22 protein-coding genes are annotated in these 24646 nt (G+C 69.6%); 9 read left to right on the top strand and 13 right to left on the bottom strand.

Annotated elements, in window-relative coordinates; all coding sequences use genetic code 11:
* Positions 1 to 1183: 1183 nt before the first annotated feature.
* Entirely contained in the window at positions 1184 to 2029 is an 846-nt protein-coding gene (locus AB0M51_RS38760) for a peptidylprolyl isomerase (protein WP_344199184.1), read from the top strand.
* A 5-nt stretch (positions 2030 to 2034) separates the two neighbouring features.
* Here AB0M51_RS38760 and AB0M51_RS38755 read toward each other — a convergent pair whose 3' ends face one another.
* The 3 genes from AB0M51_RS38755 to AB0M51_RS38745 all read right to left on the bottom strand — a co-directional run bounded on the left by AB0M51_RS38755 (position 2035) and on the right by AB0M51_RS38745 (position 5877).
* A complete protein-coding gene (locus AB0M51_RS38755; RefSeq protein ID WP_363753593.1) occupies positions 2035 to 3213 on the bottom strand; it encodes a glycoside hydrolase family 76 protein in 1179 nt (392 codons plus the stop codon).
* A gap of 115 nt (positions 3214 to 3328) precedes the next feature.
* A complete protein-coding gene (locus AB0M51_RS38750; RefSeq protein ID WP_344199190.1) occupies positions 3329 to 4510 on the bottom strand; it encodes a SpoIID/LytB domain-containing protein in 1182 nt (393 codons plus the stop codon).
* Complete coding sequence (locus tag AB0M51_RS38745) at positions 4507 to 5877, bottom strand: N-acetylmuramoyl-L-alanine amidase (RefSeq protein WP_363753589.1); 1371 nt, start codon at positions 5875 to 5877, stop codon at positions 4507 to 4509. Before AB0M51_RS38745 ends, AB0M51_RS38750 begins: the two co-directional genes overlap by 4 nt.
* Positions 5878 to 6038: 161 nt before the next feature.
* Between AB0M51_RS38745 and AB0M51_RS38740 the strand changes: the two genes are divergently transcribed.
* Entirely contained in the window at positions 6039 to 6884 is an 846-nt protein-coding gene (locus tag AB0M51_RS38740) for a hypothetical protein (protein ID WP_363753586.1), read from the top strand.
* A 53-nt stretch (positions 6885 to 6937) separates the two neighbouring features.
* Here the strand turns inward: AB0M51_RS38740 and AB0M51_RS38735 are convergent, their stop codons facing one another.
* From AB0M51_RS38735 to AB0M51_RS38725, 3 genes are read right to left on the bottom strand one after another with little or no spacing between them, the layout of a single operon-like run.
* Positions 6938 to 7837, bottom strand: coding sequence for a hypothetical protein (locus AB0M51_RS38735; protein WP_363753583.1), 900 nt, complete (start codon positions 7835 to 7837; stop codon positions 6938 to 6940).
* Between the two features lie 7 nt (positions 7838 to 7844).
* Positions 7845 to 8705 (bottom strand): hypothetical protein, encoded by an 861-nt coding sequence (locus AB0M51_RS38730; protein ID WP_363753581.1) that lies wholly within the window; start codon positions 8703 to 8705, stop codon positions 7845 to 7847.
* Between the two features lie 57 nt (positions 8706 to 8762).
* Positions 8763 to 10142 carry an NAD(P)H-quinone dehydrogenase gene (locus AB0M51_RS38725; RefSeq protein ID WP_344199203.1) on the bottom strand — a complete coding sequence of 460 codons (1380 nt, stop codon included), beginning with the start codon at positions 10140 to 10142 and terminating at the stop codon, positions 8763 to 8765.
* A 31-nt stretch (positions 10143 to 10173) separates the two neighbouring features.
* On the opposite strand from AB0M51_RS38725, the gene AB0M51_RS38720 reads away from it, so the two are divergent.
* Positions 10174 to 10635, top strand: a complete 462-nt coding sequence (locus tag AB0M51_RS38720) for a gamma-glutamylcyclotransferase (RefSeq protein ID WP_344199205.1) — start codon at positions 10174 to 10176, stop codon at positions 10633 to 10635.
* A gap of 9 nt (positions 10636 to 10644) precedes the next feature.
* Entirely contained in the window at positions 10645 to 12267 is a 1623-nt protein-coding gene (locus AB0M51_RS38715; protein ID WP_344199208.1) for a phospho-sugar mutase, read from the top strand.
* A 30-nt stretch (positions 12268 to 12297) separates the two neighbouring features.
* Here AB0M51_RS38715 and AB0M51_RS38710 read toward each other — a convergent pair whose 3' ends face one another.
* The 4 genes from AB0M51_RS38710 to AB0M51_RS38695 form a co-directional block, all read right to left on the bottom strand.
* Positions 12298 to 12747, bottom strand: a complete 450-nt coding sequence (locus AB0M51_RS38710) for a hypothetical protein (RefSeq protein ID WP_344199211.1) — start codon at positions 12745 to 12747, stop codon at positions 12298 to 12300.
* Between the two features lie 174 nt (positions 12748 to 12921).
* A complete protein-coding gene (locus AB0M51_RS38705) occupies positions 12922 to 13833 on the bottom strand; it encodes a neutral zinc metallopeptidase (protein ID WP_344199214.1) in 912 nt (303 codons plus the stop codon).
* Positions 13834 to 13992: 159 nt separating this feature from the next.
* Positions 13993 to 14865 carry an alpha/beta hydrolase-fold protein gene (locus tag AB0M51_RS38700; RefSeq protein ID WP_344199217.1) on the bottom strand — a complete coding sequence of 291 codons (873 nt, stop codon included), beginning with the start codon at positions 14863 to 14865 and terminating at the stop codon, positions 13993 to 13995.
* 5 nt (positions 14866 to 14870) lie between these two features.
* Positions 14871 to 15431, bottom strand: a complete 561-nt coding sequence (locus AB0M51_RS38695; protein WP_344199220.1) for a PH domain-containing protein — start codon at positions 15429 to 15431, stop codon at positions 14871 to 14873.
* A gap of 46 nt (positions 15432 to 15477) precedes the next feature.
* Between AB0M51_RS38695 and deoC the strand changes: the two genes are divergently transcribed.
* The 4 genes from deoC (at position 15478) to AB0M51_RS38675 (ending at position 20026) form a co-directional block, all read left to right on the top strand.
* Entirely contained in the window at positions 15478 to 16434 is a 957-nt protein-coding gene (gene deoC / locus AB0M51_RS38690; protein WP_344199223.1) for a deoxyribose-phosphate aldolase, read from the top strand.
* Between the two features lie 5 nt (positions 16435 to 16439).
* A complete protein-coding gene (locus tag AB0M51_RS38685; protein WP_344199226.1) occupies positions 16440 to 17876 on the top strand; it encodes an aldehyde dehydrogenase family protein in 1437 nt (478 codons plus the stop codon).
* 34 nt (positions 17877 to 17910) lie between these two features.
* On the top strand, positions 17911 to 18756 hold the full coding sequence (locus AB0M51_RS38680) for an aldehyde dehydrogenase family protein (RefSeq protein ID WP_344199228.1): 846 nt from the start codon (positions 17911 to 17913) through the stop codon (positions 18754 to 18756).
* 85 nt (positions 18757 to 18841) lie between these two features.
* The gene (locus AB0M51_RS38675; protein ID WP_344199231.1) at positions 18842 to 20026 is read left to right on the top strand and encodes a phospholipase D-like domain-containing protein; all 1185 of its coding nucleotides are present in this window, start codon (positions 18842 to 18844) and stop codon (positions 20024 to 20026) included.
* Here AB0M51_RS38675 and AB0M51_RS38670 read toward each other — a convergent pair.
* Positions 20019 to 20591, bottom strand: coding sequence for a hypothetical protein (locus tag AB0M51_RS38670; RefSeq protein ID WP_363753570.1), 573 nt, complete (start codon positions 20589 to 20591; stop codon positions 20019 to 20021). The genes AB0M51_RS38675 and AB0M51_RS38670 overlap by 8 nt on opposite strands.
* Positions 20592 to 20629: 38 nt before the next feature.
* Complete coding sequence (locus AB0M51_RS38665; RefSeq protein ID WP_344199237.1) at positions 20630 to 21640, bottom strand: serine/threonine-protein kinase; 1011 nt, start codon at positions 21638 to 21640, stop codon at positions 20630 to 20632.
* A gap of 41 nt (positions 21641 to 21681) precedes the next feature.
* On the opposite strand from AB0M51_RS38665, the gene AB0M51_RS38660 reads away from it, so the two are divergent.
* On the top strand, positions 21682 to 22221 hold the full coding sequence (locus AB0M51_RS38660) for an RNA polymerase sigma factor (RefSeq protein WP_344199239.1): 540 nt from the start codon (positions 21682 to 21684) through the stop codon (positions 22219 to 22221).
* Here the strand turns inward: AB0M51_RS38660 and pepN are convergent.
* Complete coding sequence (gene pepN, locus AB0M51_RS38655) at positions 22208 to 24646, bottom strand: aminopeptidase N (RefSeq protein ID WP_344199242.1); 2439 nt, start codon at positions 24644 to 24646, stop codon at positions 22208 to 22210. The genes AB0M51_RS38660 and pepN overlap by 14 nt on opposite strands.

The raw sequence follows: 24646 nt of genomic DNA, 5'->3' as shown, positions 1-24646 counted from the left end.
GACCGGGTTGGAGGTCCAGGTGACCGGGCTGGTCGGTATCTATGCCGACCCACGCCATGTCATCTCCTACGCGGACGGCGAGGTCCGCCAGTAGTTCAACATCTGCGTGGCTGCGAGGCCGATCGGCGGCACGCTACAAGGGTCTGCTGAGTCCACGGACCAGCGCTATGTCGACTCCTCACAGTTGGACGAGCTGCCCATACACCCCACCCAGCGCCTCCGACTGGCACACTTCCTCGACACCAGCCGCCGACAGCCGTACGTCGGGTAGACGCGTCACACGTCGGCCTCCAGCGCCGCCTCGCGGCCCGACCCGCTGGAGATTCCGCCTCAGGTAGATGGGGCCCCATGAACCGGCGACCACTCCCCACCCGGGCGACACCCGCACCCACGTCTACGCCCGGGCCGGCCACTCCGTACACCACTCTGCTGGACGCAACTCCCCTCCCGCGCACCCGCCGCAGGCTGCGAAACGCAGATGCCGCGAAGCGGTGACCTTTCGCCCACGCCACCTACTCGCACCCAGCGCCAGTGCCTCCGCCCGGCCTCCCTCCCGCACACCCGCCGCAGGCAGCAACAACGCCGTCCCGCGAAGCGGTGACTTTCACCCGCACCACCTACCCGGACTCGGCACCAGCGCCTCCGCGCGGCGTCACACCCCGCGCACCCGCCGAAGACGGCAGAAGGCAGCTGCCTCGAAGCAGTGACCTCTCCCCCGCACCACCTACCCGGACCCGGCACCACCTACCAGGACCCGGCACCAGCGCCTCCGCGCGGAGCCACACGCCGCGCATCCGCCGAAGCGACAAGACGCGGCCGCCGCGAAGCGGCGACCCACCCGCACCACGTAAGCCTCAGCGGCGGCAGCACCACCGTGCGCGCCAGCGCCTCCGAGCAGCGGCAGCACCTCCGAGCGCGGCAGCACCTCCGAGCGCGGCAGCTCCGTGCGCCTGCCTGCGCCTGCCTGCGCCTGCCTGCGCCTGCCTGCGCCTGCCTGCGCCTCCGTGGGCCAGCGCCTCCGTGCGGCGCGGTCTGGCGCGTGGTCTGGCGCGCGGCCCCGTCGACGGCGGCAATAGGTGGGCGATGCGGGGTGGTGACCTTGTCGGGGGGCTTGGATTGACAGACAGTTCTCAGGTTGAGGCTGTAGGTTCCGTCCAGGCATCCGGTTGAGGAGGGTTACTGCATGTCCAAGAAGACCCACCAGCAGCAGCTGGCGGCGCGCAAGGCGAAGCGGCAGGCGGAGCGGGAGGCGGAGCACCGGCGACAGCGCCGGAACCTCGCGGTCACCGTGGCGTCGGTCGTGACGGTGGTCGTGGTCGTCGTCGGGGCGTTCGTGGTCTTCGGAGGCGGTGACGACAAGCCGGCGGCCACGCCGTCGGTGGCCGCGGAGAACAAGCCGGCCAGTATCCCGACCGCGATGTTCCCGGCGCCGAAGCGCGCGACACCGCTGGCGGCCGAGGTGAATTGCACGTACAAGAAGACCTCCGAGCCGGCCGCCAAGAAGGTGAACCTGCCGGCGGACGGCAAGACGAAGGCGTCCGGTACGTCGAAGGTCAGCCTGGACACGTCGATCGGGGACCTGCAGTTGACGCTGGACAGTGCGCTCGCGCCGTGCGCGGTGAAGAACTTCCTGAGCCTGGTCGGGCAGAAGTACTTCGACAACACCAAGTGCCACCGATTGACCGTCGGCGAAGGGCTGCAGGTGCTGCAGTGCGGTGACCCGACCGGGACCGGGTCCGGCGGGCCGGGGTACAGCTTCGCGGACGAGGTCTACCCGACGCTGAAGTACGGACGCGGCATGCTGGCGATGGCGAACTCCGGGCCGAACACGAACGGCAGCCAGTTCTTCATCGTGTACGGCGACGCGTCCGGGCTGACGGCGCAGTACACGGCGTTCGGGACGATCGACGAGCCGAGCCTGAAGCTGATCGACAAGGTCGCGGAGGCCGGCGTCACGCCCCAGAACAGCCCGCAGGACGGGACGCCGGTCACTCCGGTCGAGATCAAGACCGCGACTGCCGCGGCCTGACGAACTCAGGCAAGCAGGCCGTACCGGGACCGCGGCCACGCCAGCAGAGCGTGGACCTGGGTGATACCGGACTGCTGCAGGAGCTCCACCGTGCCCTCGCGGAACTTGTACAGGTTGGTCGCGGGGTCACGGGTGGTGTTCCAGTTGTAATCGGCGTACGACTGCATCGCCTGGCGGTAGCGCGGGTCGGGGCTGACCGAGTCCAGGATCAGCAGGTTCTTGAACCAGATCGAGTTGAACGCGGCGCCCTGTTTCGCGAGCATCTCCGGAGTGTTGTAGAACGCCAGCGACGCGTTCGCGACCGACTTCGCGTCCCGCAGGTACCGGGCGTCACCCGTTGCCTTGAACAACAGAACCCCGGCGCCGAGCATCACGCCCTGGTTGTAGCTCCACTGCGTCTTCTCGACGTTCCCGGCCAGGTCGATGTGGTCCCAGTAGAGACCGTTCGGCGCCAGCATGCAGGTCTGCGCCCACTGGTACATCTTCTTGGCCCACGTCAGGTACGACGCGTCGTGCGTCAGCAGGTACAGGTGTGTGCCGAGCTCGGCACCCGGACCGTTCGACACCGTGTTGCGATCCTGGCTCCAGGGCGCCTGCGTCCAGTACACGCCGCCCGCGCACGGGTGCGACGGATCCGTGTCCCAGCCGTGCACGACCAGCGCGAAGATGTCCTTGGCACGAGCGAGCGCGGCGGGGTCGCCGGTCCGCTTGTACCGCTGGATCATGTTCAGGCCGATCCACTCGTTGTCGTCGTAGAACTTGTCGCCGCCCTGCCCGTTCGGCGGCCGGACGTACGAGTCGTAGCCGGTCGGCGTGGTCCCGGAGTTCCAGTAGAACCCGTACGCCGCGACCCGGCGGTCCGCCTCCGCGGAACCCGCGATGCCCGCGCCGGGCACTCCGGCCAGATCCTCGGCCGCGATCGCCGCCTGCGAGTACGGCCAGACGTACGAGTACGCGTTGGACCCGGTGTTCGGGTACTCCTCGTGCAGCAGCCCCTGGCCGGCGTCGAAGTACTTGTTGATGGCGTCGTACGACGCGCGAGCCCGCGCGGCCGCCACGGGATCGGTCCCGAGCGCGTACGCGGGCTCCGCGGCGCTCGCCGTGGACATGTTCAGCGCTCCGAGGACCGCGACCGCGAGCACCCCCGCGGCCAGACGTGTTGATATACCAAGCTTCCTGCGCATCTCCGGGCTCCTCCTGGGCGGTGGTTGACAGCGATGTCACGTTCTAACCGGCGCATGGAGGGCCCGTCAATGGTTCAGCCACCGACTCTTCGGCGGCCGCACTTGACATATCAGGTCAGCGGGCCGGGAAGCTGATCCAGGACGAGCGCAGGTGCAGCGCGATCCGGACCTGGTCGGCGGTCAGCACCCGGGACCCGCGGGACCCGACGGCCTGTACGGTGAGCGCCCGCCCGCCGCCCGGGCCGACCCCGGTCCGCTTCAGCACTCGGACGTACCGGATCGAGCCGACGTCGAACAGGGCCTGCAACTGGGCGGCGGTCCGGGTCACCCGCCAGGTGACGTTCGGGTTCCCGTTCCGCGGGTACGCGTCCCAGCCGTCCACCTTGGTCACCTGGTACGGCGCGTCGCCGGCCGCGGTCGCCCCGCCGTTCGACGAGGAGAACTCGGCGATGATCGGCTTGCCCTGGTACAGCCGGATCTGTCCGGCGGTGGCCGCGATCGCGTTGTTCGTCGACGTCTCCTCGTCGTCGTACCCGCCGTACACCTGGCAGGAGATCGTGTCGCACAGGTCGTACGCCCTGGTCGTCGCCCGGCTCCGGTGGAACACCGAATAGGTGCGCGCGGCAACTGCCTGGGCCTGCAGTGCCGCCGGCCGCCAACTCGTCACGGCCTCCCGCGGTACGACGCCGCGCAGGTAGTACTCGAGCGGCAGCACGTTCACGGTGTCCAGGTGCGCCCCGGACACGTCGATCGCCCGGAGCGCCCCGCGGTATCGGCGTACCGCGCCGCTCGGCAGCACCAGCCCGATCACCGGGGCGCCCTCGAACTGCGCCATCCCGCTGAACGTCTTGTACAGCGTCCATTTCCTGGTCGTCGCGTTGTACCAGCTGAGCTTGGTGCCGTGCTCGCCGTTCGGGTCGATGGACCACTGCTGGATAGTCGATGCCTTGGGCAACGGATAGACCTTGCCGGTGGTGAAGGAGCGGACCGCGAGCCCGTTCACCGCGCCGACCCGGACGCCGTCGGTGGTGTCCGCGCTGATCCGCACCCGGATGCTGCCGGTCGCCTTCCCGGTGGTCGTCCCCGGGTAGTAGAAGTCGAGGATCTGCTTCGCCGACTTCCCGGCCAGCGCGGCTCCCTGCGCGCCGTACTGCGACAACCCGCGTCCGTGCCCGAACCCGCGCCCCGTGATCGCGGTGTCCGGGACAGCAGCGGCCGGCGTGATCTCGCGGGCGTGCGCGGTGGTGCTCACCACTGTCGACGACAGCACGACCGCCGCGATCACACGTTTTCTCATAGCGCCCTCCCGTAGACGACCTGGACCTGCCGGACGCGGCGGTCCCAGACCAGCCAGCCGCGCTGGAACTTCTGCCGGACCCCGCCGTGCACCTGGTACGCCTCGGTGATCGGCAACCCGAGCCGCGCACTCCCCGCGCCCAGCCGCCGGTACCGGGTACGGAAGGCGCCCGCGGTCGAATGCGGGCCGGTGGCAACGGAGTAGAAGACGTCCCGGGTGGCGAAGAAAGTCGCCCGTCCGGTCCGCGTCGGGTGCTCACCCCAGAACGGTTGCCCGATGTTCCGGAAACCGAGTTTGCGTGCGTAGCGGTAGATCGGCGTCGCGAAACTGCCGCCCATCAAGGCGTTGACCCGCTGCCGCAACCAGCCGAGCTTGTCGTACAGCTGGGCTCCCGGACAGTCCGTGGCCTTCGTGTCACGGTGTCCGGAAACCGTGTGCAGACTCTTTCCATCGAGCCGGATCGTTGCCGACGGCGACCGGTAGTTGGCGTCCAGCTTCCACGCGAGCACCCGGGCCGTCGACTCGAGCATCGCCGCCGGCGGCGCGGTCTTGTCGAAGTTGCCGATCACCGCGACGCCGAACGAGTTCGCGTTGTACGACGCGGTGTGCGCGCCGAGCACCGGCAACTGGGCGCCACCCGCGCGGCCCTCGAAGATCCGGCCGAACCGGTCGACGAGGAAGTTGTACCCGAGGTCGCACCAGCCACGGCTCTTCACGTGGTACGCGTACATCGCCCGCACCATCGCCGCGACCTGCGTCCGGGTGTAGTCGTTGCGGTCCGCGGTGTGATGCACGAACGCCCCGAGCACCGTCGTCGTGTACTTCGGCCGCGCGCACGACGCCCCGTTGTACGTCCGCAGCCGCTCGTCGGCGCCCCACCGGCGCCGGCTGACCATCAACGGCATCGGGTACGGCGACGCAGTGGAGGTCACCCCGACATCGTCGGGCTCATCGGCGTCGGAGCTCAGGACGCCCGGCTGGATCAGCACCACCTTGGCGCCGGAAACCGGCGTACCGCTGTCACTGATCGCGCTGGCCTGGACGCCGGTGGCATTTCCTACCCATAACGGTTCGGTGCCGGCCCGCTGAATTCCTTCGGTATCCGATACATCTGGTCCGTGGTCGTCCTCGACCGGCAACGATTGCCAATCGGTCCATTTTCCGTTCTGCTGCACCCGGACCTTGGCGGTGACGTTCCGCACACCTTCCGGCCAGGTGATGCCGACCATTCCGTACGGTTCGGTCAGCGACCGGACCGAGACCCCCTCGAGCGGAATCTCCTGGTAGGAGGGGTCGTTCGAGGGTTGTTGCGGCACCAAAGCGGTCGCGGTCAGCACGAGCGGGAGCAGTCGCGCGGTCATTCCCATGGACGGCCTTCCGGCGGGGGTGGGACAGACGCTGGGCGGCGCGCTCCTCGATTATGCGTCGCCGGTGACCGCTTTCCCGGGATTGCGTCACCCTGCGTGGCGACTACCGCCTTGAGGTATTCGATAGGGTTGCCGCAAAGGACCCCCGAGAGAGGCCCGTCATGGAATTCATCCTGATCATCGCGGTCGTGGTGATCGCGGTGCTGGCGTACAACTCCTATCGCCGGACACAGCTGCAGAACAAGAAGCAGCACGAGATCACCGCCGCCGAGCTCGACGCGGTCAAGCGGACCGCCGACGAGGACATCACCCGCTTCGGCGAGGAGCTGCAGGACCTCGACCTGGAGATGGTCGGCAAGGACCTCGGTGACGGCGCGCGGCAGGACTACCAGCGCGCCCTGGACTCCTACGAGTCCGCCAAGCAGGCGATCGGTCAGGTGACCCAGGCCGACCAGATCAAGCACGTGATCGAGATCCTCGAGGACGGCCGGTACGCCGCCGCGTGCGTGAAGGCCCGGGTGAACGGCGAGCCGCTGCCGCAGCGCCGCCCGGCCTGCTTCTTCAACCCGCAGCACGGCCCGTCGGTCGTCGACGTGATGTGGTCGCCGCCGGGCGGCGCACCACGCGAGGTGCCGGCCTGTGCGGCCGACGCCGAGCGGGTCCGGGCCGGCGCCGAGCCGGACGTCCGCAAGGTCATGGTCGGCCCGCAGCGGGTGCCGTACTGGGAGGCCGGCCCGGCCTACTCGCCGTACGCGCAGGGTCTGTTCGGCGGCGTCGGCGGGGTGCTCACCGGCATGTTCATCGGCACCGCGCTCGGCGGCATGTTCGCGGGCGGCGGGTACGGCGACTACGCGGCCGGCTACCAGGACGGGATGGCCGACGGCGACAACGGCGGCGACGGCGGAGACGGCGGCGGCGGCGGCGACGACTTCGGGGGCGACGGCGGAGACGGCGGAGGTTTCGACTTCGGCGACTTCGGCGGCGGAGACTTCGGCGGGGACTTCTAGACAGGGCGAGGCCCCGGTGACCAGCTGCTGGTCACCGGGGCCTTGTCATGCACTCATTCGCCGAACAGCGGCGGCACGCCCTCGGGGGTGTTCAGGAAGTACACCGCGTCCTTGAAGCTGCCGGGGATCTTGCCCAGCCCGCGGATCACGGTCGCCGCACCGTTGGCGTGCCCAACGGCGTACAGGTACGCCGACCCGCTGTCCTTGTCGACCGCGGCGAGCAGGGTGCTCTGGGTGCCGCACTTCTCCGCGACCAGGTACTCGAAGCCCTGCCAGGTGGAGGTCCGGACCTTCTTGACGATCGGCGCCAGCTTGATGTTCGCCGGCACGTGGATCGTGTACAGCGCACCCCCGTAGGTGTTCGCCAGGAAGGTGTCGTACGTCGCGGTCTCGCTGATCAGCGTCATCGTCTTGACCGCCGAGTAGCCGGTGTACCGCGAGGACAGCTTGTGGTCGGCGTCGTACCGGTAGAGCACACCGTCGCCGCGGAGCTTGTACGAAGCGCCGCGAACGGTCTTGCCGCCGTAGAACGTGTCGTCGATCGCCTTGTAGCCGTTGTACCCGCGGCCCACGGCCTTCAGCGAGGTGAACGGCTTGCCGGTCGAGTCGGTCCCGTACGCGCCGGAGTACAGCGTCGAGTTCAGGATCGCGTCGCCGTACCACGAGGCCTCGCCGGCGATGCCGATGGTCTCGGTCCAGGTCGACATGACCTTCGCGGACCCGGCCGGGAACATGTGCGGCCCGGTCGACCGCTTCGCGGTGATCGGCGAGCCCGCGGTGATCGCGGTGTTCGCGATGTCGCCGCCGGAGGTGACCGAGCCCAGCCACATCTGGCAGGCCGCGGTCGCGCCCGTGGTGGCGGCGGTCGCCGGTCCGGCGGTTGTGCTCGCGGCGACGGCGCCGCCGAGCAACATGGCAGAAGCCAGCGAGGCAGCTGTGCGCTTGAGTTTCATAAGGGACTTACTCTCCGTTTCGGTTGGGGGCGTCGTCGAGCACCCAGCGGGAAATCACCGGGCCCTTGTAGGTGCCGGGGACCTTCCCCAGGCCTTTGATGACGACGGCGCCGTGGCTGACCGCGTAGAGGTACGCGGTGCCGGTGTCCTTGTCGATGGCGGTCAGGAGCGTGCTCTGGGTACCGCAGCGTTCGGCGACGAGCGTCTCGAAGCCCTGCCAGGTCGAGCTCCGGACCTTCTTCACGGTCGGCCGCACCCGGGTGTCGGCAGGGATGTGGATCGTGTAGAGCGCGCCGCCGCGGGTGGTGGCCAGGAACGTGTCGTACGTCTTGGTCTCGCTGATCAGCGTCATCGCCTTCACGGACGCGAAACCGGCGTACCGGTGAACGTTCTTCCAGCTCGTCCAGCGGAACAGCACGCCGTCGTCGCGCAGCCCGTACCGCGCGATCCGGATCGCCGGCGAGCCGTACGTCGCCTGCTCGAACATCGTGAACCGGTCCCAGCCGCCGCCGACCGGGTTCTGGTAGTCGTACAGCTCCCCGGTCATCTCGTCGTACCCCCAGGACACCTGGTAGAGCCGGGCGCCGATCACCACGTAGGCATCGTTCGAGCCGGAGTCCCAGCGCCAGGTCGAGGTGAACCGGACGCTGCCGGGCGCGAACAGGTGCGGCCCGGCGGTGGTCTTCGCGGTCGGCGGACTCGTCGCGGTGACGGTCGTGTTCGGCGCGTCGCCGCGGCTCGTCACCGGCTCGAGTTGGACCTTGCAGGTAGGTGCTGGAGCGGACGTCGGGGCGGCGTTCGCCGGGGCGGTCAGGAGAGCGCCGAGCAGCACGGCGGTCGCCGCGGTGGCAGGTTTCAGGCTCTTCACAACCTGCACGATGCGGTCCCGGCCGGAAAAGTTACCCCGAACCTCTTCCGGTGCTCGTCAGTTGCGCAGGTGCAGGCGCCGGGCCGCCTCCGCGACCGATCCGGAGATCGACGGGTAGACCGTGAAGGACTGGGCGACCTGGTCGACCGTGAGGCGGGCGCCGACGGCCAGCGAGATCGGGTGGATGAGCTCGCTGGCCCGCGGAGCCACCACCACACCGCCGACCACGATGCCGGTGTTCGGGAGGCAGAAGAGCTTCACGAAGCCGTCCCGGACGCCCTGCATCTTGGCGCGGGCGTTGTCGGCCAGCGGCACCTTGACGACCAGCGCCGTACTGCCGCCGGCGTCCACGACCGCCTGGGAGAGGCCGACGGTGGCGATCTCCGGGGCGGTGAAGACGTTCGCGGACACCGTTGACTGGTCCAACGGTGTGACGGCGTCACCGAGCGCGTGCGCCATCGCGATCCGGCCCTGCATCGAGGCCACCGAGGCGAGCATCAGTACGCCGGTGCAGTCGCCGGCCGCGTAGACCCCGCGGGCCGTCGTCCGGGACACCCGGTCGACCTGGACGAACCCGCCGTCGGTGAGCGACACGCCCGACTCGACGAGATTCATGTCGTCGGTGTTCGGCAGCGACCCGACCGCGAGCAGCGCATGCGAACCCTCGACCTTGCGGCCGTCGGTCAGCGTCACCACGACTCCGTCGCCCGACCGCTTCACCGACTCCGCCCGGGACTTGCTCAGTACGGTCAGACCGCGGCGCTTGAACACATCCTCGAGCACCGCCGCCGCGTCGGCGTCCTCCCCCGGCAGCACCCGGTCCCGGGACGACACCAGGACGACGTCGCTGCCGAGCGCGTCGTACGCACTGGCGAACTCGGCTCCCGTCACACCCGAGCCGACGACGATCAGCCGCTCCGGCAGCTCGGACAGCTCGTAGACCTGCTCCCAGGTGAGGATCCGCTCGCCGTCCGGCTCGGAGCCCTTCAGCACGCGAGGCCTTGCACCGGTGGCGATCAGCACCACGTCGGCGTCCAGCCGCTCGTCCCCGACGACCACGGTCTCGGGCCCGTCGAGGCGGCCCCGGCCCTTGATCACCCGGACCTTGTCCCGGTCCAGCCGGCGCTCGATGCCCTTCCCCTGGGCCGCCGCCAGCGCCTTGACCCGTTTGTTGACGACGGAGAGATCGACACGCACGGAGTTCGCCGGATCCTCGTCGCCGTCGTTGACCCGGACGCCGAGCTCGCCGGCCTCCTCGACCTCGGTCATCACCTCGGCGGTGGCGATCAGTGTCTTGCTCGGCACCGCGTCGGTACGCACGCCGGAACCGCCGATTCCGTCGGAATCGACAACCGTCACCTCCCCTCCGAGCTGGGCGGCCGCACTGGCCGCTTCGTACCCGCCTGGACCGCCTCCGATGATCACAACTCGCGCCACGAGAGGCCATTCTTCCGTATCCTGTTTTTCCGTGACCCTGTACGCCGCGTTTGCGTCGAATCTGGACCCGAACCTGATGGCCGAGCGGTGCCCGTACTCCCCCCTGCGCGGGACCGGCTGGATCACCGGCTGGCGCCTCACCTTCGGCGGCGAGGAGCTCGGCTGGGAGGGCGCGATGGCGACCGTGGTCGAGGACCCGGCCGATCCCGCCAACCAGGTCTTCGTCGCGCTGTACGACGTCCATCCCAAGGACGTCGAGCGGCTCGACGAGTGGGAGTGGATCGACCAGGACGTCTACAGCAAGATCCAGGTCCGGGTGCAGACCCTGGACGGTGAGCAGTTGGCCTGGATGTACGTGCTGAACGCGTACGAGGGCGGCCTCCCGTCGGCCCGCTACCTGGGCATCCTCGCCGAGGCCGCGGAGGCGGCCGGCGCCCCCGACGACTACGTGGCGGACATCCGGTCCAGGCCGTGTCAGTCGTCGGGTCATTAGAGTGCCCATGTGAACCAAGACCTGAAGGCAGCCGCCGAAGCCTGGCTGCGCGAGGACCCCGACCCCGACACCCGCGCCGAGCTCACCCAGCTCCTGGCCGACGGGGCCACCGACGAGCTGGCCGACCGCTTCTCCGGCACCCTGGAGTTCGGTACGGCGGGCCTGCGCGGAGCAGTCGGCGCCGGACCGAACCGGATGAACCGGGTGGTCGTGATCCGCGCCGCCGCCGGTCTCGCGGCGTACCTGAAGGCGAAGGGCCTCACCGGCGGCCCGGTCCTGATCGGGTACGACGCCCGGCACAAGTCGGACGTGTTCGCCCGGGACACCGCGGCGGTGATCCGCGGCGCCGGGCTGGACGCCGTACTGCTGGACCGGCCGGCCCCGACGCCGGTGGTCGCCTTCGGGATCCGGCACCTGCACGCGGTCGCCGGCGTGGTCGTGACCGCGTCCCACAACCCGCCGCAGGACAACGGCTACAAGGTCTACCTGGGTGACGGCTCGCAGATCGTGCCGCCCGCGGACGCCGAGATCGCGGCCGCCATCGCCGCGGTCGGCCCGCTCGCCGAGGTACCCCGCGGCGACGACTGGCAGACCGCCGGCGACGACCTGCTGGACGCGTACCTGGACCGGATCGCGCAGCTCGTCCCCGCCGACGCCCCGCGGGACCTGAAGGTCGCGTACACCCCGTTGCACGGCGTCGGCCGGACCCTGGTCGAGGCAGCCGTCGCGCGCGCCGGGTTCGCCGCACCGCGGGTGGTCGCGACCCAGGCCGACCCGGACCCGGACTTCCCGACCGTCTCGTTCCCGAACCCGGAGGAGCCCGGCGCGATCGACGCCGCCCTCGACCTGGCCCGGGAGATCGGCGCCGACATCGCGGTCGCGAACGACCCGGACGCGGACCGCTGCGCGGTCGCCGTACCGGACGCCGACGGGTGGCGGATGCTGCGCGGCGACGAGCTGGGCAGCCTCCTCGGTGAGTTCCTGCTGCCCGGGTCGAAGGGCGTGGCCGCGTGCTCGATCGTGTCGTCGTCTCTGCTCGGCAAGATCGCGGCGTCGTACGGCGTCCGGTACGTCGAGACGCTGACCGGCTTCAAGTGGATCGGCCGGGTCCCGGAGCTGGTCTTCGGGTACGAGGAGGCGCTCGGGTACTGCGTGGACCCGGACGCGGTGAAGGACAAGGACGGCGTGTCGACGCTGGTCCGGGTGCTGCAGCTCGCGGCCCGGGCGAAGGCGGCCGGGCGGACGCTGGTGGACCTGCTGGACGACCTCGCGGTCAAGCACGGCCTGCACGCGACCGACCAGCTGTCGGCGCGGGTGGACGACCTGTCGCTGATCGCGCAGGCAATGGACCGGTTGCGCGCGACACCGCCGACGACGCTGGGCGCGTACAGCGTGCAACGGATCGACGACCTCGGCCAAGGGTCCGAGACGCTGCCCCCGACGGACGGCCTGCGCTACACGCTGTCCGACGGCGCACGCGTGGTCGTGCGCCCGTCGGGTACCGAGCCGAAGCTGAAGTGCTACCTCGAGGTGGTCGTGCCGGTCACCACGGACGTGGCCGCGGCGCGGATCGAGGCAGCGGGCGCGTTGGCAGCCATCAAGACAGACCTGGCTGCCGCGGCAGGTATCTGAGCCGGAACACCTGGCGGGTGGTCCCGGGGATCAGCGAGCGGCTGCGGCTGCCTCAGCGGCCTCGGCGTGCAGTGAGCTCTGCAGCGACGAGTGCAGGATGCGGAGCGTGCTGGTGGACTGCATCAGCGCGTCCCGCTCGTCCGGGTTCCGGTTCGCCAGCGCGGAGATGTCGTTGATGGCGGTCTCGATCCGGGCGATCCGGTCGGCGACCGTACCCTCCTGGCTGCTGGCCTTGCGGATCGCGTCCGACGTGACCGTCCAGACGTCTTCCTTGTCATTGGTACGCCGGGACATGTCCACCATCTGGCTGAGCGCCGCGAGGTCGTGGTCGACCTGGGTGCGCTCCACCGGCGCGGTGATGCCGACGGTCGCCTGCCGCAACCGGGTGACGTGCCCGGACAGCTCCGACCAGGTGCAGCGACCGCTCTTGATCTTGTCCAGCACCTTCGCGTACTCGGTGTTGAACTCGTCGTAGTTCACTCTGACTCCTGCCGTTCGACGATCGACTCAGAACTCTAGGGCCTCCGCGCCAGGAACAAGTAACCACACGATCGCAGATCGTGCAGGTGTCGCCAAAACGCAACAGCCGCCCGGTACGCCAACGCGTACCGGGCGGCTGAGTTACGTGCTGCGAGTCGTCAGCTCACGTCTGGATCAGGAGACGTAGGCGGACGAGGCGCGGAAGGTGTTGCAGTTGCCGGCGACGGTGTAGCTGTGCCGCGCGTTGAAGCCGGAGGTCACCCAGAAGGCGTGGTTCTTCAGCGAACCGTGGTCCCGCACGCCGCCCGGCTGGTCGCCGCTGTGGCTGATCACCCAGTTGTACTGGGTCATGAAGCCGCCGCTGAACGGGTAGTTGCGCTTGTTCGCACCGTCCACGGCACCGCCCAGGCAGGACGCCTGAAGCTCACGACGACGGCTCTCCTCGAGCCGCGCGGCGTAGGTGCTGAAGGCGGCCGAGCGCTGCCAGGAGGCGTTCAGGATGCCGGTCAGCCACTGCACGTGGTGGCCGTACTCGTGCGACAGCGTGAAGGTCGCGTACGCCCGCGCCATGGTCGGGCTCTGCGCCCAGTAGTTCATGATCTGGTAGGCCGGGATGTAGATCCACGCCTTGCCGTTGTAACCGCAGAAGAACGCGGTGTCGGTGACCGTACCGCAGTACGAGTTGACCGTCTTGCTGTTGTGCACGACCAGCTTCGGGGCGACCTTGTACGCCGCGCCGGCCTGCTTCAGCGGCAGCGCCCAGGAGGCGTACAGGCACTTGAACAGGTTGTTCTCGTACGCCACGACACCGTTGAACGTCCGCAGCGAGACGTTCAGCTCGTGGCACTTCGACGACGGGATCGCACCGGTCTTGTACAGCCGGTTGTACTGCACGACGTTCGTCAGCGACGACTTCGTGGTCAGTGCGTCTCCAGCCGGCGGGTTGCCGATCGCGTACGCCGTGCCGTCGACCGGCGCGGAGGGGGTAGCGGTGGCGGCCGTGGTCGCCGTGCTGGAGGTCTGCGCGGCCTGGGCGTTCGGAAGCGCCACGGCGGCGAGGCCGGCGAGGGCACCGACCGTGGCCATGCCACGCAGGGTGAAACGGGAGAGGTTGACCATGAGCTCCACTCTCGATGTGTCTAAAGGGACCTGTTGGACCCAATCCTGGAGTGCACAGGGGTTCACCAGGGCGGGAACACGGGCTCTGACGCAGCGATTCGTGCCACAGTTCCGCTGAGTCGGTTCTCAGACCGCGAGTTTCGCACCCAGGAATCGCAGTTGGTCAGGCAGCATGCGCCGCCAGTAACCGCCGGTGTGCAGGCCGGGTTGCTGCCCGCCGTCCGCCCGCAGTTCGGTACGCAGATCGTGGGCCGCCCCCGCGAACGGATCGTCGCGCCCGCAGTCGATCCGGACAGCGGTCCCCCGGAAGCTGCCCGCCCGGCCAAGCACCTGGTTGCGTTCGAAGTCGGCCTCGTCGTCGAACGCGCCCGGCTGTACGTCGGCGTAGCGATGCCAGAGGGCCGGGCTCATCGCGCCGACCGCGACCGGCGGGACCTTGCGCTGCAGCACCTGGAGGAGTGCGCCGTACCCGCCCATCGACCAGCCGAGGACGCCGTACCGGCCGGTCGTCAGACCGCGGGCCGTGAGCAACGGCAACAACTCCTGCTCGAGCATCGCTCCGGAGTCCGAGCCGTCGGCGCGGCGGTGCCAGTAGCTGTCCGACCCGCCGTCGACGGTCGCCAGCGCGTACGCCGGCGTGCCGGAGCGGACCGCTGCAGTCAGGTAGCGGTCCATGCCGAGGTCGTTCACCGCCGCGCGATGGTCCCCGCCACGGCCGTGCAGTGCGAGCACCACCGGCAGCCGGGCGCCGGCGGCGTACCCGTCCGGGTAGACGACGCTGTAGCCGACCTCGGTACGACGGGCCCGGGACGCGAAGGTCCCGGACACGACCGGCCCGGCGGGTACGTCGGGGACCACACCGTCCGGGCCGGTCAGCCCGAGCAGTTCGTGGACCCGTCCGCGGCCCGGCACGGCACCGGTCTCGAGGGCGGTGACTCCGGCGACGGCAGCGACCGCGGCGGCCGCGCCGGTACGGAAGAACGTCCGGCGAGTCAACAACGGGATCAGCGCAGGAAGCCTGCGACGACGGCGATCACGGCCAGTACGGCGAGCACGATCAGCTCCGGGCGGGCCCATGCGGTGACCACCTCGCCGTCGGACTTCCCGGCGTACTGCTCCATGTGGCTCTCGATCCGGTTGACCACGATGTCGGCCTTGGAGATCGAGCTGTCCGCGGCGAGCTTACGGCCGCCGACCCGTTGCTTCCGGAGATCGCGCATGACCAGTTGGACGCCGGGCGCGCGGTAACGGTTCGCCTCGGTGTGCACCCGGAGCAGGTCGGTGACGTCGGCGCCGGTCACCTTCGACCACGGGATCCGGTGGTCGCGCAGGTGGTTGCGGAGCAGCAGGTGCTCCGGGTCCAGCGTCACCGACGGCCGGATCAGCCCGGCGTACGCCAGCACCATGAAGATCCCGATGATGCTGCCGACCAGCACCCCGGTCGCGGTCCGCCACTCCAGGATCACGTCGAGCAGGCCGAGTGCCCCGATCACCAGCACGATGGCCCCGGTGATCCGGTTCGACGCGGACAGGTACTGCTCGCTCTCCGGCGATTTCGACTTCACCAGCACAACGTAACCGGCGCTCAGAATCAGCACTAGACTGCCTTGGGTGACCACACTCGACAGCGGTGTCGACAGCTTGGCCGACGTGACCTCGTCGGAGGACCGGCTGCGCCGGTTCCTGCTCGGGCTGCCGGGCGTCGACCAGGTCGGCGCGGAGGCCCGTGCCGCCACCCTCGGCACCCGGTCGATCAAGACCACCGCCAAGCAGTACGCGCTGGACCTGGCGATCTCGATGATCGACCTGACCACGCTGGAGGGCCAGGACACCCCGGGCAAGGTGCGGGCCCTGTGCGCGAAGGCGAAACGGCCCGATCCGGCCGACCCGACCGCGCCGCAGGTCGCCGCGGTCTGTGTGTACCCGGACCTGGTGGCCACCGCGAAGCGTGAACTGGAGGGCTCCGGGATCAACGTCGCGAGTGTCGCGACCGCCTTCCCGAGCGGGCGTTCCAGCCTGGCGATCAAGGTCCAGGACACCAAGGACGCGGTCGCCGCCGGCGCCGACGAGGTCGACATGGTGATCGACCGCGGCGCCTTCCTCTCCGGGCGGTACGCGATGGTCTTCGACGAGATCGCCGCGATCCGCGAGGCCGCCGGTGACGCACATCTCAAGGTGATCCTGGAGACCGGCGAGCTGGTCACCTACGACAACGTCCGGCGCGCGTCCTGGCTGGCGATGCTGGCCGGCGCGGACTTCATCAAGACCTCCACCGGCAAGGTGTCCCCGGCGGCCACGCTGCCGGTCACGCTGGTGATGCTGGAGGCGGTCCGCGACTACCACGAGGCCACCGGGCTGCACATCGGCGTCAAGCCGGCCGGCGGCATCCGGACCGCGAAGGACGCGATCAAGTACCTGGTCACGGTGAACGAGACCGCCGGGCCGGACTGGCTGGACCCGGAACTGTTCCGCTTCGGCGCCTCCAGCCTGCTGAACGACCTGCTGATGCAACGCACCAAGCTGGCCACCGGGCACTACCCGGGCCCCGACTACTTCACCTTGGACTGACAGGCATGAGCAGATTCGAGTACGCCCCCGCGCCCGAGTCCCGGGCGATCGTGGACATCAAGTCGTCGTACGGCCTGTTCGTCAACGGCCAGTTCGTCGACGCGACGGACGGCAAGCCGTTCAAGACCGTTTCCCCTGCTTCGGAAGAGGTTCTGGCCGAGGTCAGCGAGGCCGGACCGGCCGACGTCGACAAGGCCGTGCGCGCCGCGCGCAAGGCCTTCGAGAAGGTCTGGGGCCCGATGAGCGGCAAGGACCGGGCGAAGTACCTGTTCCGGATCGCGCGGCTGATCCAGGAGCGGTCCCGCGAGCTGGCCGTGCTGGAGTCGCTGGACAACGGCAAGCCGATCCGCGAGTCCCGCGACGTCGACATCCCGCTGGTGGCCGCGCACTTCTTCTACTACGCGGGCTGGGCCGACAAACTCGAGTACGCCGGGGTCGGTGACGACCCGCAGCCGTGGGGTGTCGCGGCCCAGGTGATCCCGTGGAACTTCCCGATGCTGATGCTGGCCTGGAAGATCGCCCCGGCGCTTGCCGCGGGCAACACCGTCGTACTGAAGCCGGCCGAGACCACTCCGCTGACCGCGCTCGCGTTCGCGGAGATCTGCCAACAGGCGGACCTGCCGGCGGGCGTCGTCAACATCGTCACCGGCGCCGGCCGCACCGGGCAGGCGCTGGTCGAGCACCCGGACGTGGACAAGGTCGCGTTCACCGGCTCGACCGAGGTCGGCCGCGCGATCGCCAGGTCGGTGGCCGGCACGCACAAGGCGGTCACGCTGGAGCTCGGCGGCAAGGCGGCGAACATCGTCTTCGAGGACGCCCCGATCGACCAGACCGTCGAGGGCATCGTCAACGGCATCTTCTTCAACCAGGGCCACGTCTGCTGCGCGGGTTCGCGGCTGCTGGTCCAGGAGAGCGTGTACGACGAGGTGCTCGGCCGGCTGAAGCGCCGGATGGAGACGCTGCGCGTCGGTGACCCGCTGGACAAGAACACCGACGTCGGCGCGATCAACTCGGCCGCCCAGCTGGCGAAGATCCGCGAGCTGTCGCAGATCGGCGAGGACGAGGGCGCCGAGCGCTGGTCGCCGGAGTGCGAGCTGCCGCCGCAGGGGTACTGGTTCCCGCCGACCGTGTTCACCGGCGTCTCGCAGGCGCACCGGATCGCCCGCGAGGAGATCTTCGGGCCGGTGCTGTCGGTGCTGACGTTCCGGACCCCGGCCGAGGCGGTCGAGAAGGCGAACAACACCCCGTTCGGGCTGTCCGCGGGGATCTGGACCGACAAGGGCTCCCGGATCCTCTGGATGGCGAACCAGCTGCGCGCGGGCGTGGTCTGGGCGAACACGTTCAACCGCTTCGACCCGACCTCGCCGTTCGGCGGCTACAAGGAGTCGGGCTACGGCCGCGAGGGCGGCCGCCACGGCTTGGAGGCCTACCTTGCCCACTAAAGCTGCATCTAATTCTTTGGGCCAAAGGCTTGAAGTGCGCAAGACCTACAAGCTCTACATCGGCGGCGCCTTCCCGCGCAGCGAATCGGGCCGGGCGTACGTCGTGAACAATGCCAAGGGCAAGTTCCTCGCGAACGCGTCGCAGGCCTCCCGCAAGGACGCCCGGGACGCGGTGGTCGCGGCCCGGAAGGCGTTCAACGGCTGGCACGGGCGGACGGCGTACAACCGCGGCCAGGTGCTGTACCGGATCGCCGAGGTGATGGAGGGCCGGCACCAGCAGTTCAGCGCCGAGGTCGCCGCCGGCGAGGGCCTGTCGATCGCCAAGGCCCGCGCGGTCGTGGACGAGGCGATCGACCGCTGGGTCTGGTACGCCGGCTGGGCCGACAAGCTCGCCCAGGTGGTCGGCTCGGCGAACCCGGTGGCCGGCCCGTACTTCGACTTCTCGTTGCCCGAGGCAACCGGTGTGGTCGCGGTGCTCGCGCCGCAGGACTCGTCGCTGCTCGGGCTGACAAGTGTGATCGCGCCGGCGATCGTCTCCGGCAACACCGTGGTCGCGGTGTCGTCGTACGAGCGCCCGCTGCCGGCCGTGACGCTGGGTGAGGTGATGGCGACCTCCGACGTACCGGGCGGGGTGGTGAACATCCTGACCGGCTCCGCGTCCGAGATCGGGCCGTGGCTGGCATCGCACCAGGACGTGAACGCGATCGACCTGTGCGGCGTCGAGGACCCCGAGGAGGCGACCGCGCTCGAGGTCGCAGCGGCCGACAACCTCAAGCGCGTACGCCGTCCCGCCGAGGAGGACTGGTCCGCGGACCAGGGCCTGTCGCGGCTCACGCAGTACCTCGAACTGAAGACCGTCTGGCACCCGATCGGAGTCTGAGCGCCGATCCCTGTCAAAAACTAACCGACCTCGCTACAGTTGCGGGTGAAAACCTTCAACTGCCCCGCGCCCCCGGGAGGTCGGAATGGTTCACCGCCGCTTGTCCCTGGTCCTGGCGACTGCTCTCACCGCGGTCGCCGCCCTCGCCGCGCCACCGGCCGCGTACGCCGGCCAGGGGCCCGTCACCGTCACGATCGGCTCGTCCGAGGTCGACCTGACCTTCAACGACCCGGTCGACCACAACGGCCAGGACGTCGCCCAGCTGGACAAGATGATCGCGCTGTTCAACGGCGCGCCGGCCGGTTCGGAGATCCGGATCGCGCTGTACAGCATCACGGCGAACGTCGTCTACGACGCGATCAAGGCGGCCGTCGACCGCGGCGTCCACGTCTACGTGGTGCACAACGGCGAGGACAAGAACTCCACCGACGACTCGCCGGCCGCGTTGGCGTCACTGCTCGGCGCCAACCACCACTGGTGCGACCACGGCAGTAGCACCCTCGCGTACGGCGGCGGGTGCCTGTCCAACTCCAGCACCGGGCTGATGCACGCGAAGTACATGCTGTTCTCGCAGACCACGGACGCCAGCGGCGCGCCGCGGTCCTGGGTCACCTGGTTCGGCTCGCCCAACATGACGTACGCCTCCGGCGCGAACCTGTTCAACAACTCGTTCACCGTCTACGGCGACAAGACCTTGTACGACAACTTCTACAACCAGCAGTGGCTGCCGCAATGGCAGGAGAACACCTACGCACGCAACGACTTCTACGACTCCGCGACGCCACGTGGGTACTTCGGCTCGGCCGCCTCGAACGTCCAGGTCTACTCCTCGCCGGAGCAGGACACCGACCTGGTCGTGAACCGGCTCAGCTACATCACCGCGGACGCGGACTGCCGGATCCGGGTGATGGAGGCGGCGATCAACGACAGCCGCTCGGCGGTCGTCGACAAGCTCGTGTCGCTGCACAGCGGCGGCTGCAAGGTCTGGGTCGACGTCGGCGACATCCAGAGCTCGTCGCTGAGCAAGCTCAAGTCGGCGGGCATCCCGGTCCACAAGTCGCCGGTGCACGACAAGTCGATCATCGTGTCGGCGCGGTACGCCGGATCCAGCGCCGTACGGCCGATCGTGTTCACCGGGTCGCACAACCTGACCGCGTCGGCACTGCGGTACAACGACGAACTGCTCGTCAAGGTCGAGGACAGCCAGCCGATGTACGACGCGTTCTACGCGCACTTCAACGACGCCTACAACACCGGCACGGCTATGTGATCACGGTGCGGGTCAGGACCGGGTTCGGGTCGGGGTAGCACGCGACCGGGGCGGTGGTGCTGAGGAACTTCCATTTGATCTTGGCCTGCAGGGTGAGGCCGGGGTCGTCGTAGCTGGTGCCCGTCAGTTTCGTTTCGACGGCGCCCGGGCCGCCGGCTCGCAGGCGGATGCTGAGCGTCGGGAACTGGAAGCTCGCACCGCCCGGGATCGGGCCGGCGACCCTGACGACCGCGGTGTTTCCCTCCAACTGCACAGACGGGGTCGAGTTGAGGCCGGAGCCGCCGATCAGTCGCGAGCTGAGGTAGGCCGCGTTGGCAGGGACCGGGATGCGGAGTGTGAGGTCGCGGACTTCCTGGAGCTTGAAGCCTTTGACTTCGGTGGGGAGGGTGCCTTGCTGGGAGTGGACCGCGATGGTGAAGCGGGTATTGGCTCGGACGGCGGCGGGAGCCTGGGCATCGATGCCCTGGCGGATCGAGATCGTGTGCTTGCCGAACCTGGTGTCGGCGCGACACGAGTAGGTGGCCACGGGCTGGTCGGCGGGGGCGAGTAAGGCGAGGATCACCACAAGACTGCGGTAAGTAGCCATACGACTACTCTATGCAGTCATCTGCCGAAGAGGAACCATCCGGCGACGCCGGCCGCGACGAACACCACAGGTAGCGCGAGCAGGAACCACGCCCGCCGTCGGCGCCGGCGACGCACCGGCGGATCGGTGGCGACCGTCGTGTCCAGGTCGTCCTCGGTGATCGTGGTCCGCTCGGCCGCGCGCATCGGGGCCTCCTGCTCCAGGCGGTACGCCTCCGCCTCCAGCCGGTCGGCCAGGGTGTCGGCGCGGTCCCAGCGATCGGCCACCCGGTACGCGAGCGCCCGCGCGAAGACGTCGTCGAGCTGGCCGACCGAGTCGTGCAGCAGCGGGCGCAGGCTCTGCGGCGGGAGGTCCGGGTCGCGGTTCAGCACGTCGCCGATCGACGACGCGGAGTACGGCGGATGGCCGGTCAGCAGCGCGTACGTGACCGCGCCGACCGCGTAGATGTCGGCGCGTTCGTCGAAGCCGCCGTCGCCGCGGCCCTGCTCCGGCGCCATGTACGACGGCGTGCCGACGGCCTGGGTGAGGCCGGACGCCTCCGCGGCGCGTTTCGCCAGGCCGAGGTCGGCGAGCACGATCCGGTGCGTGCCGCCGCCCGCCTCGTCGCCGGGGCGGAGCAGCAGGTTCGCCGGGGTGACGTCACGGTGTACGACGCCTTCGCCGTGCAGTGCGGCCACCGCGCGGGCCAGGTCGGCACCCCACCAGAGCGCGTCGACCGCGTCCAGCCGGCCCTGCCGCAGGACGTCGGCCAGCGTGCCGCCGCCGACGTAGTCCATCACGAAGTACGGGCGGCCGTCGTCGAGCTTGCCCAGGTCGAAGACCCGGACCACCCGGTCGCTGGAGATCCGGCGCATCAGCCGCGCCTCGGACAGGAAGCGTTCCCGCACGTCGGCGCGCGACGCCCAGTTGTCCGCCAGCACCTTGACGGCGACGTCGACGTCAAGGTCGTCGTCGTACCCCCGCCAGACGGTCGCGAACGCGCCCGCGCCGATCTTGTCCCGTAACCGGTAACGTCCGATGACATCCATCCCGGCTATTGTCGGTCACAAACCAGTCCACAAGGGGGAGCATGACCGAGGAGTTGGAAGAACTCGGGGCCCGCGCGGCAGCTGGGGACCAGACGGTGCTTCCACAACTTCTGCAGGCGATCCGTCCGCAGGTGCAGCGCCGGGTGGCGAAGTTCCTGCCGTACCGGGAGGACGCCGAGGAGGCGGTCCAGGACACGCTGCTCCAGGTGGCGAACAAGGTGCACACGTTCCGCGGCACCGGGAGCTTCGCCGGCTGGGTGACGATCGTGGCGACCAACCAGGCCCGCCAGACCTACCGCTCGCTCAAGCGCCGCTCGGTCGAGCAGTCCGCTGAGTTCCTCCCGGAGTCCGTCGACCCCCGCACCACGTCGGTCATCGCCGGCTCCCGCCTCGACCTGCTGGAAGCGCTCGAAGCCCTGGAGTCCAGCCATCCCCAGCTGGTCCAGCCGCTCGTACTGCGGGACCTCGGCGCGCTCTCCTACGCCGAGATCGCCGACGAGCTCGACGTCCCGCTCGGCACCGTCAAGGCCCGCATCCACCAGGCCCGGAAGGCCGTGGCCGAACGCCTCACCGTCCGCTGAAGGTCCGCCGTACCGCCAGCGCCCGGCGCAGGTCGTCGAGGTAGTCCGCGGTCTGCCGGCGGATCCCCGGCGCCACGGTCTCGTCCGCGATCAGCGCCTCGGCGGGCGCGACCAGGTCCGGCTCGATCGCGAACCGCGGGGCGATCCGGTGCGCGGTCAGACCGAGCACCACGCCGGACCGGATCTCGCCCGTGCGCGGGATGTCGGCGAAGAACCTGCGGACGTACGGCGCGGTGAGCGCGGCCTGTCCCGGATGCCAGAAGCCTTCCGCGGTCGCGAGCAGTTCCTTCACCCCGATCGACGCGTCGGTCATGATCCGCGTCCAGGCGGCGTCCTTGCCGTCGGGCAGCGCGGCGCGGCAGCGGGCGGCGTGGTTGACGCCTTCGGTGGAGTGGTCACGCGCCAGTTCGGCGTCGATCTCCGCGGCGCCGTACACGCCGAGCCGGACCAGCCGCAGGACCAGCGCCCAGCGGAGGCCCGTGTCGACCTCCAGACCCGCCGGAGCAGCCCCGTCGAGCCAGGACGTCAGGAGCCCGGTGTCGCCGCTGGTCGCGATCAGGCCGCGGGCGGTGGCCAGCTGCAGGCTGCTGCCCGCCGCCGTGGCCGACAACTTGTCGCGCAGCGCGTCGGCGACCTGGGCGCGGTAGTTGTCGTAGTCGAGGTAACGGCCGAGGAGGCGGTTCTCGAGCCATTGGACGAGTGATCCGACGGCGATGTCGCTGTCCTCGGACGGCAGCGCCGCGGTGAACAGGTCGAGCGCGCGCCGCGGGTCCAGCTCGGCATCGGCGACCGCGTCCCGGACCGAGTTCCAGATCACCGCGCGCGTCGTACCGTCCGCGATACCCGGCAGCACATCCGGGAGCCTGCTCAGGCTCAGCTCGTCGAGCCTGACCTTCGCCCAGGTGTCGTCACCGGCGTCCGGCACCAGCACGTCGTTGCCGAGCGCAACGTCCACCGAGTCGTCCGCCAGCACCACGTCGACCGAGGCGGTCGATCCGTCGGCATCGAACCCGCCCACACTCAGCTTGTGCAGCCGCCGGGAACCGTCCGGGCTCGTGCGGTGCAGCACCGCACCGGCACCCGCCCGTACGGCGGTGATCGTGTCCAGTCCCGACGTACGCAGCCACTGGCCGGACCAGGTGTCCAGGTCACGGGCGCCGGCCTCGGTGAGCTTCGCGATGAACTCCCGCAGATCGGCGTTCCCGTACTGGTGCGCCTCCAGATGCGCGGTGACGCCCGCGAGGAACACGTCGTCCCCGAGGTACTTCGCGAGTTGCTTGAGGACCGCCGCGCCCTTGGCGTACGAGATCCCGTCGAAGTCGTCCAGGGACTGCCGGGCGTCCTTCAGCGTGTCCGGCGCGACCGGGTGCGTCGAGCTGCTCTGGTCCGTCACCAGGCCCCACCACTTCCGGACGAACGCGAAGTCCGTCCAGTTGCCGTCGTAGCTGGTCGCGTCCTCGGACACCCGGTGCGCCATGTACTCGGCGAACGACTCGTTCAGCCACATGTCGTTCCACCACTTCATCGTGACAAGGTCGCCGAACCACATGTGCGCCATCTCGTGCACGACGATCCGCGCGCGGGTGCTGCGTTCCGCCTCGGTGGCCGGCCCTCGGAACAGCAGGCTGTCGGTGACCGTCACGCAGCCGGGGTTCTCCATCGCGCCCATGTTGAAGTCCGGGACGAACACCTGCCAGTACTCGCCGAACGGGTACCGGAGGCGGAACAGCCGGTGGTACTCGTCGAACGCCTCGCGGGTGGTGCGGAACAGGTCCTCGGCGTCCCGCTCCAGGTGCTCCCGCAACGACTGCCGGCAGGCGAGCCCCAGCGGGATCCCGTCGTGCTCCCCGGTGACCTGATGGTACGGACCGGCGACGAGCGTGACGAAGTACGTCGACAGCGGCTTGGTCTCGGCGAGCGTCCACTCCCCCGGGGCCGTGCGCTCGGCCGCACCGTTGCCCAGGACGACCCAGTCCTCGGGGCATTTCACGGTGACGGTGTACGGCGCCTTGAGGTCGGGCTGGTCGAAACACGGGAAGTAGCGCGGCGCGGACTCCAACGACGACATGGCGTACGTGTAGACGCGTCCGTCCGCGGCGTCGACCGAGCGCACGAGTCCCTCACCGTCCGCGGAGTACAGCATCGTGGCGGTGACGACGAGCTCGTTCTCGGGCTTCAGGTCGTCCAGTGGGAACCGGCCGCCGTCGAGTGCGGCGGGGTCCAGCGACCGCCCGTTGAGCTCGACGGCAAGCAGCCGCTCGGGCTTCACGTCCACCCAGCTCGTACTGCTCGTGGCCCCGAACCGGATCCGGCTGGTCGCGACGAACGTGCCGCCGTCGCCGGTCAGATCGAAGGCGATCTCGTACGACCGCAGGCTCAGGTCCGACGCCCGCTGCCGGGCCTCGTCGACTGTCAACGCGCGCAT

This window comes from Kribbella sp. NPDC051137, from assembly GCF_040682535.1.
GTDB classification, from domain to species: Bacteria; Actinomycetota; Actinomycetes; order Propionibacteriales; family Kribbellaceae; genus Kribbella; species Kribbella karoonensis.
The sequence above is the reverse complement of the archived record's forward strand: the minus strand, read 5'-3'. Positions and strand labels throughout refer to the sequence as shown.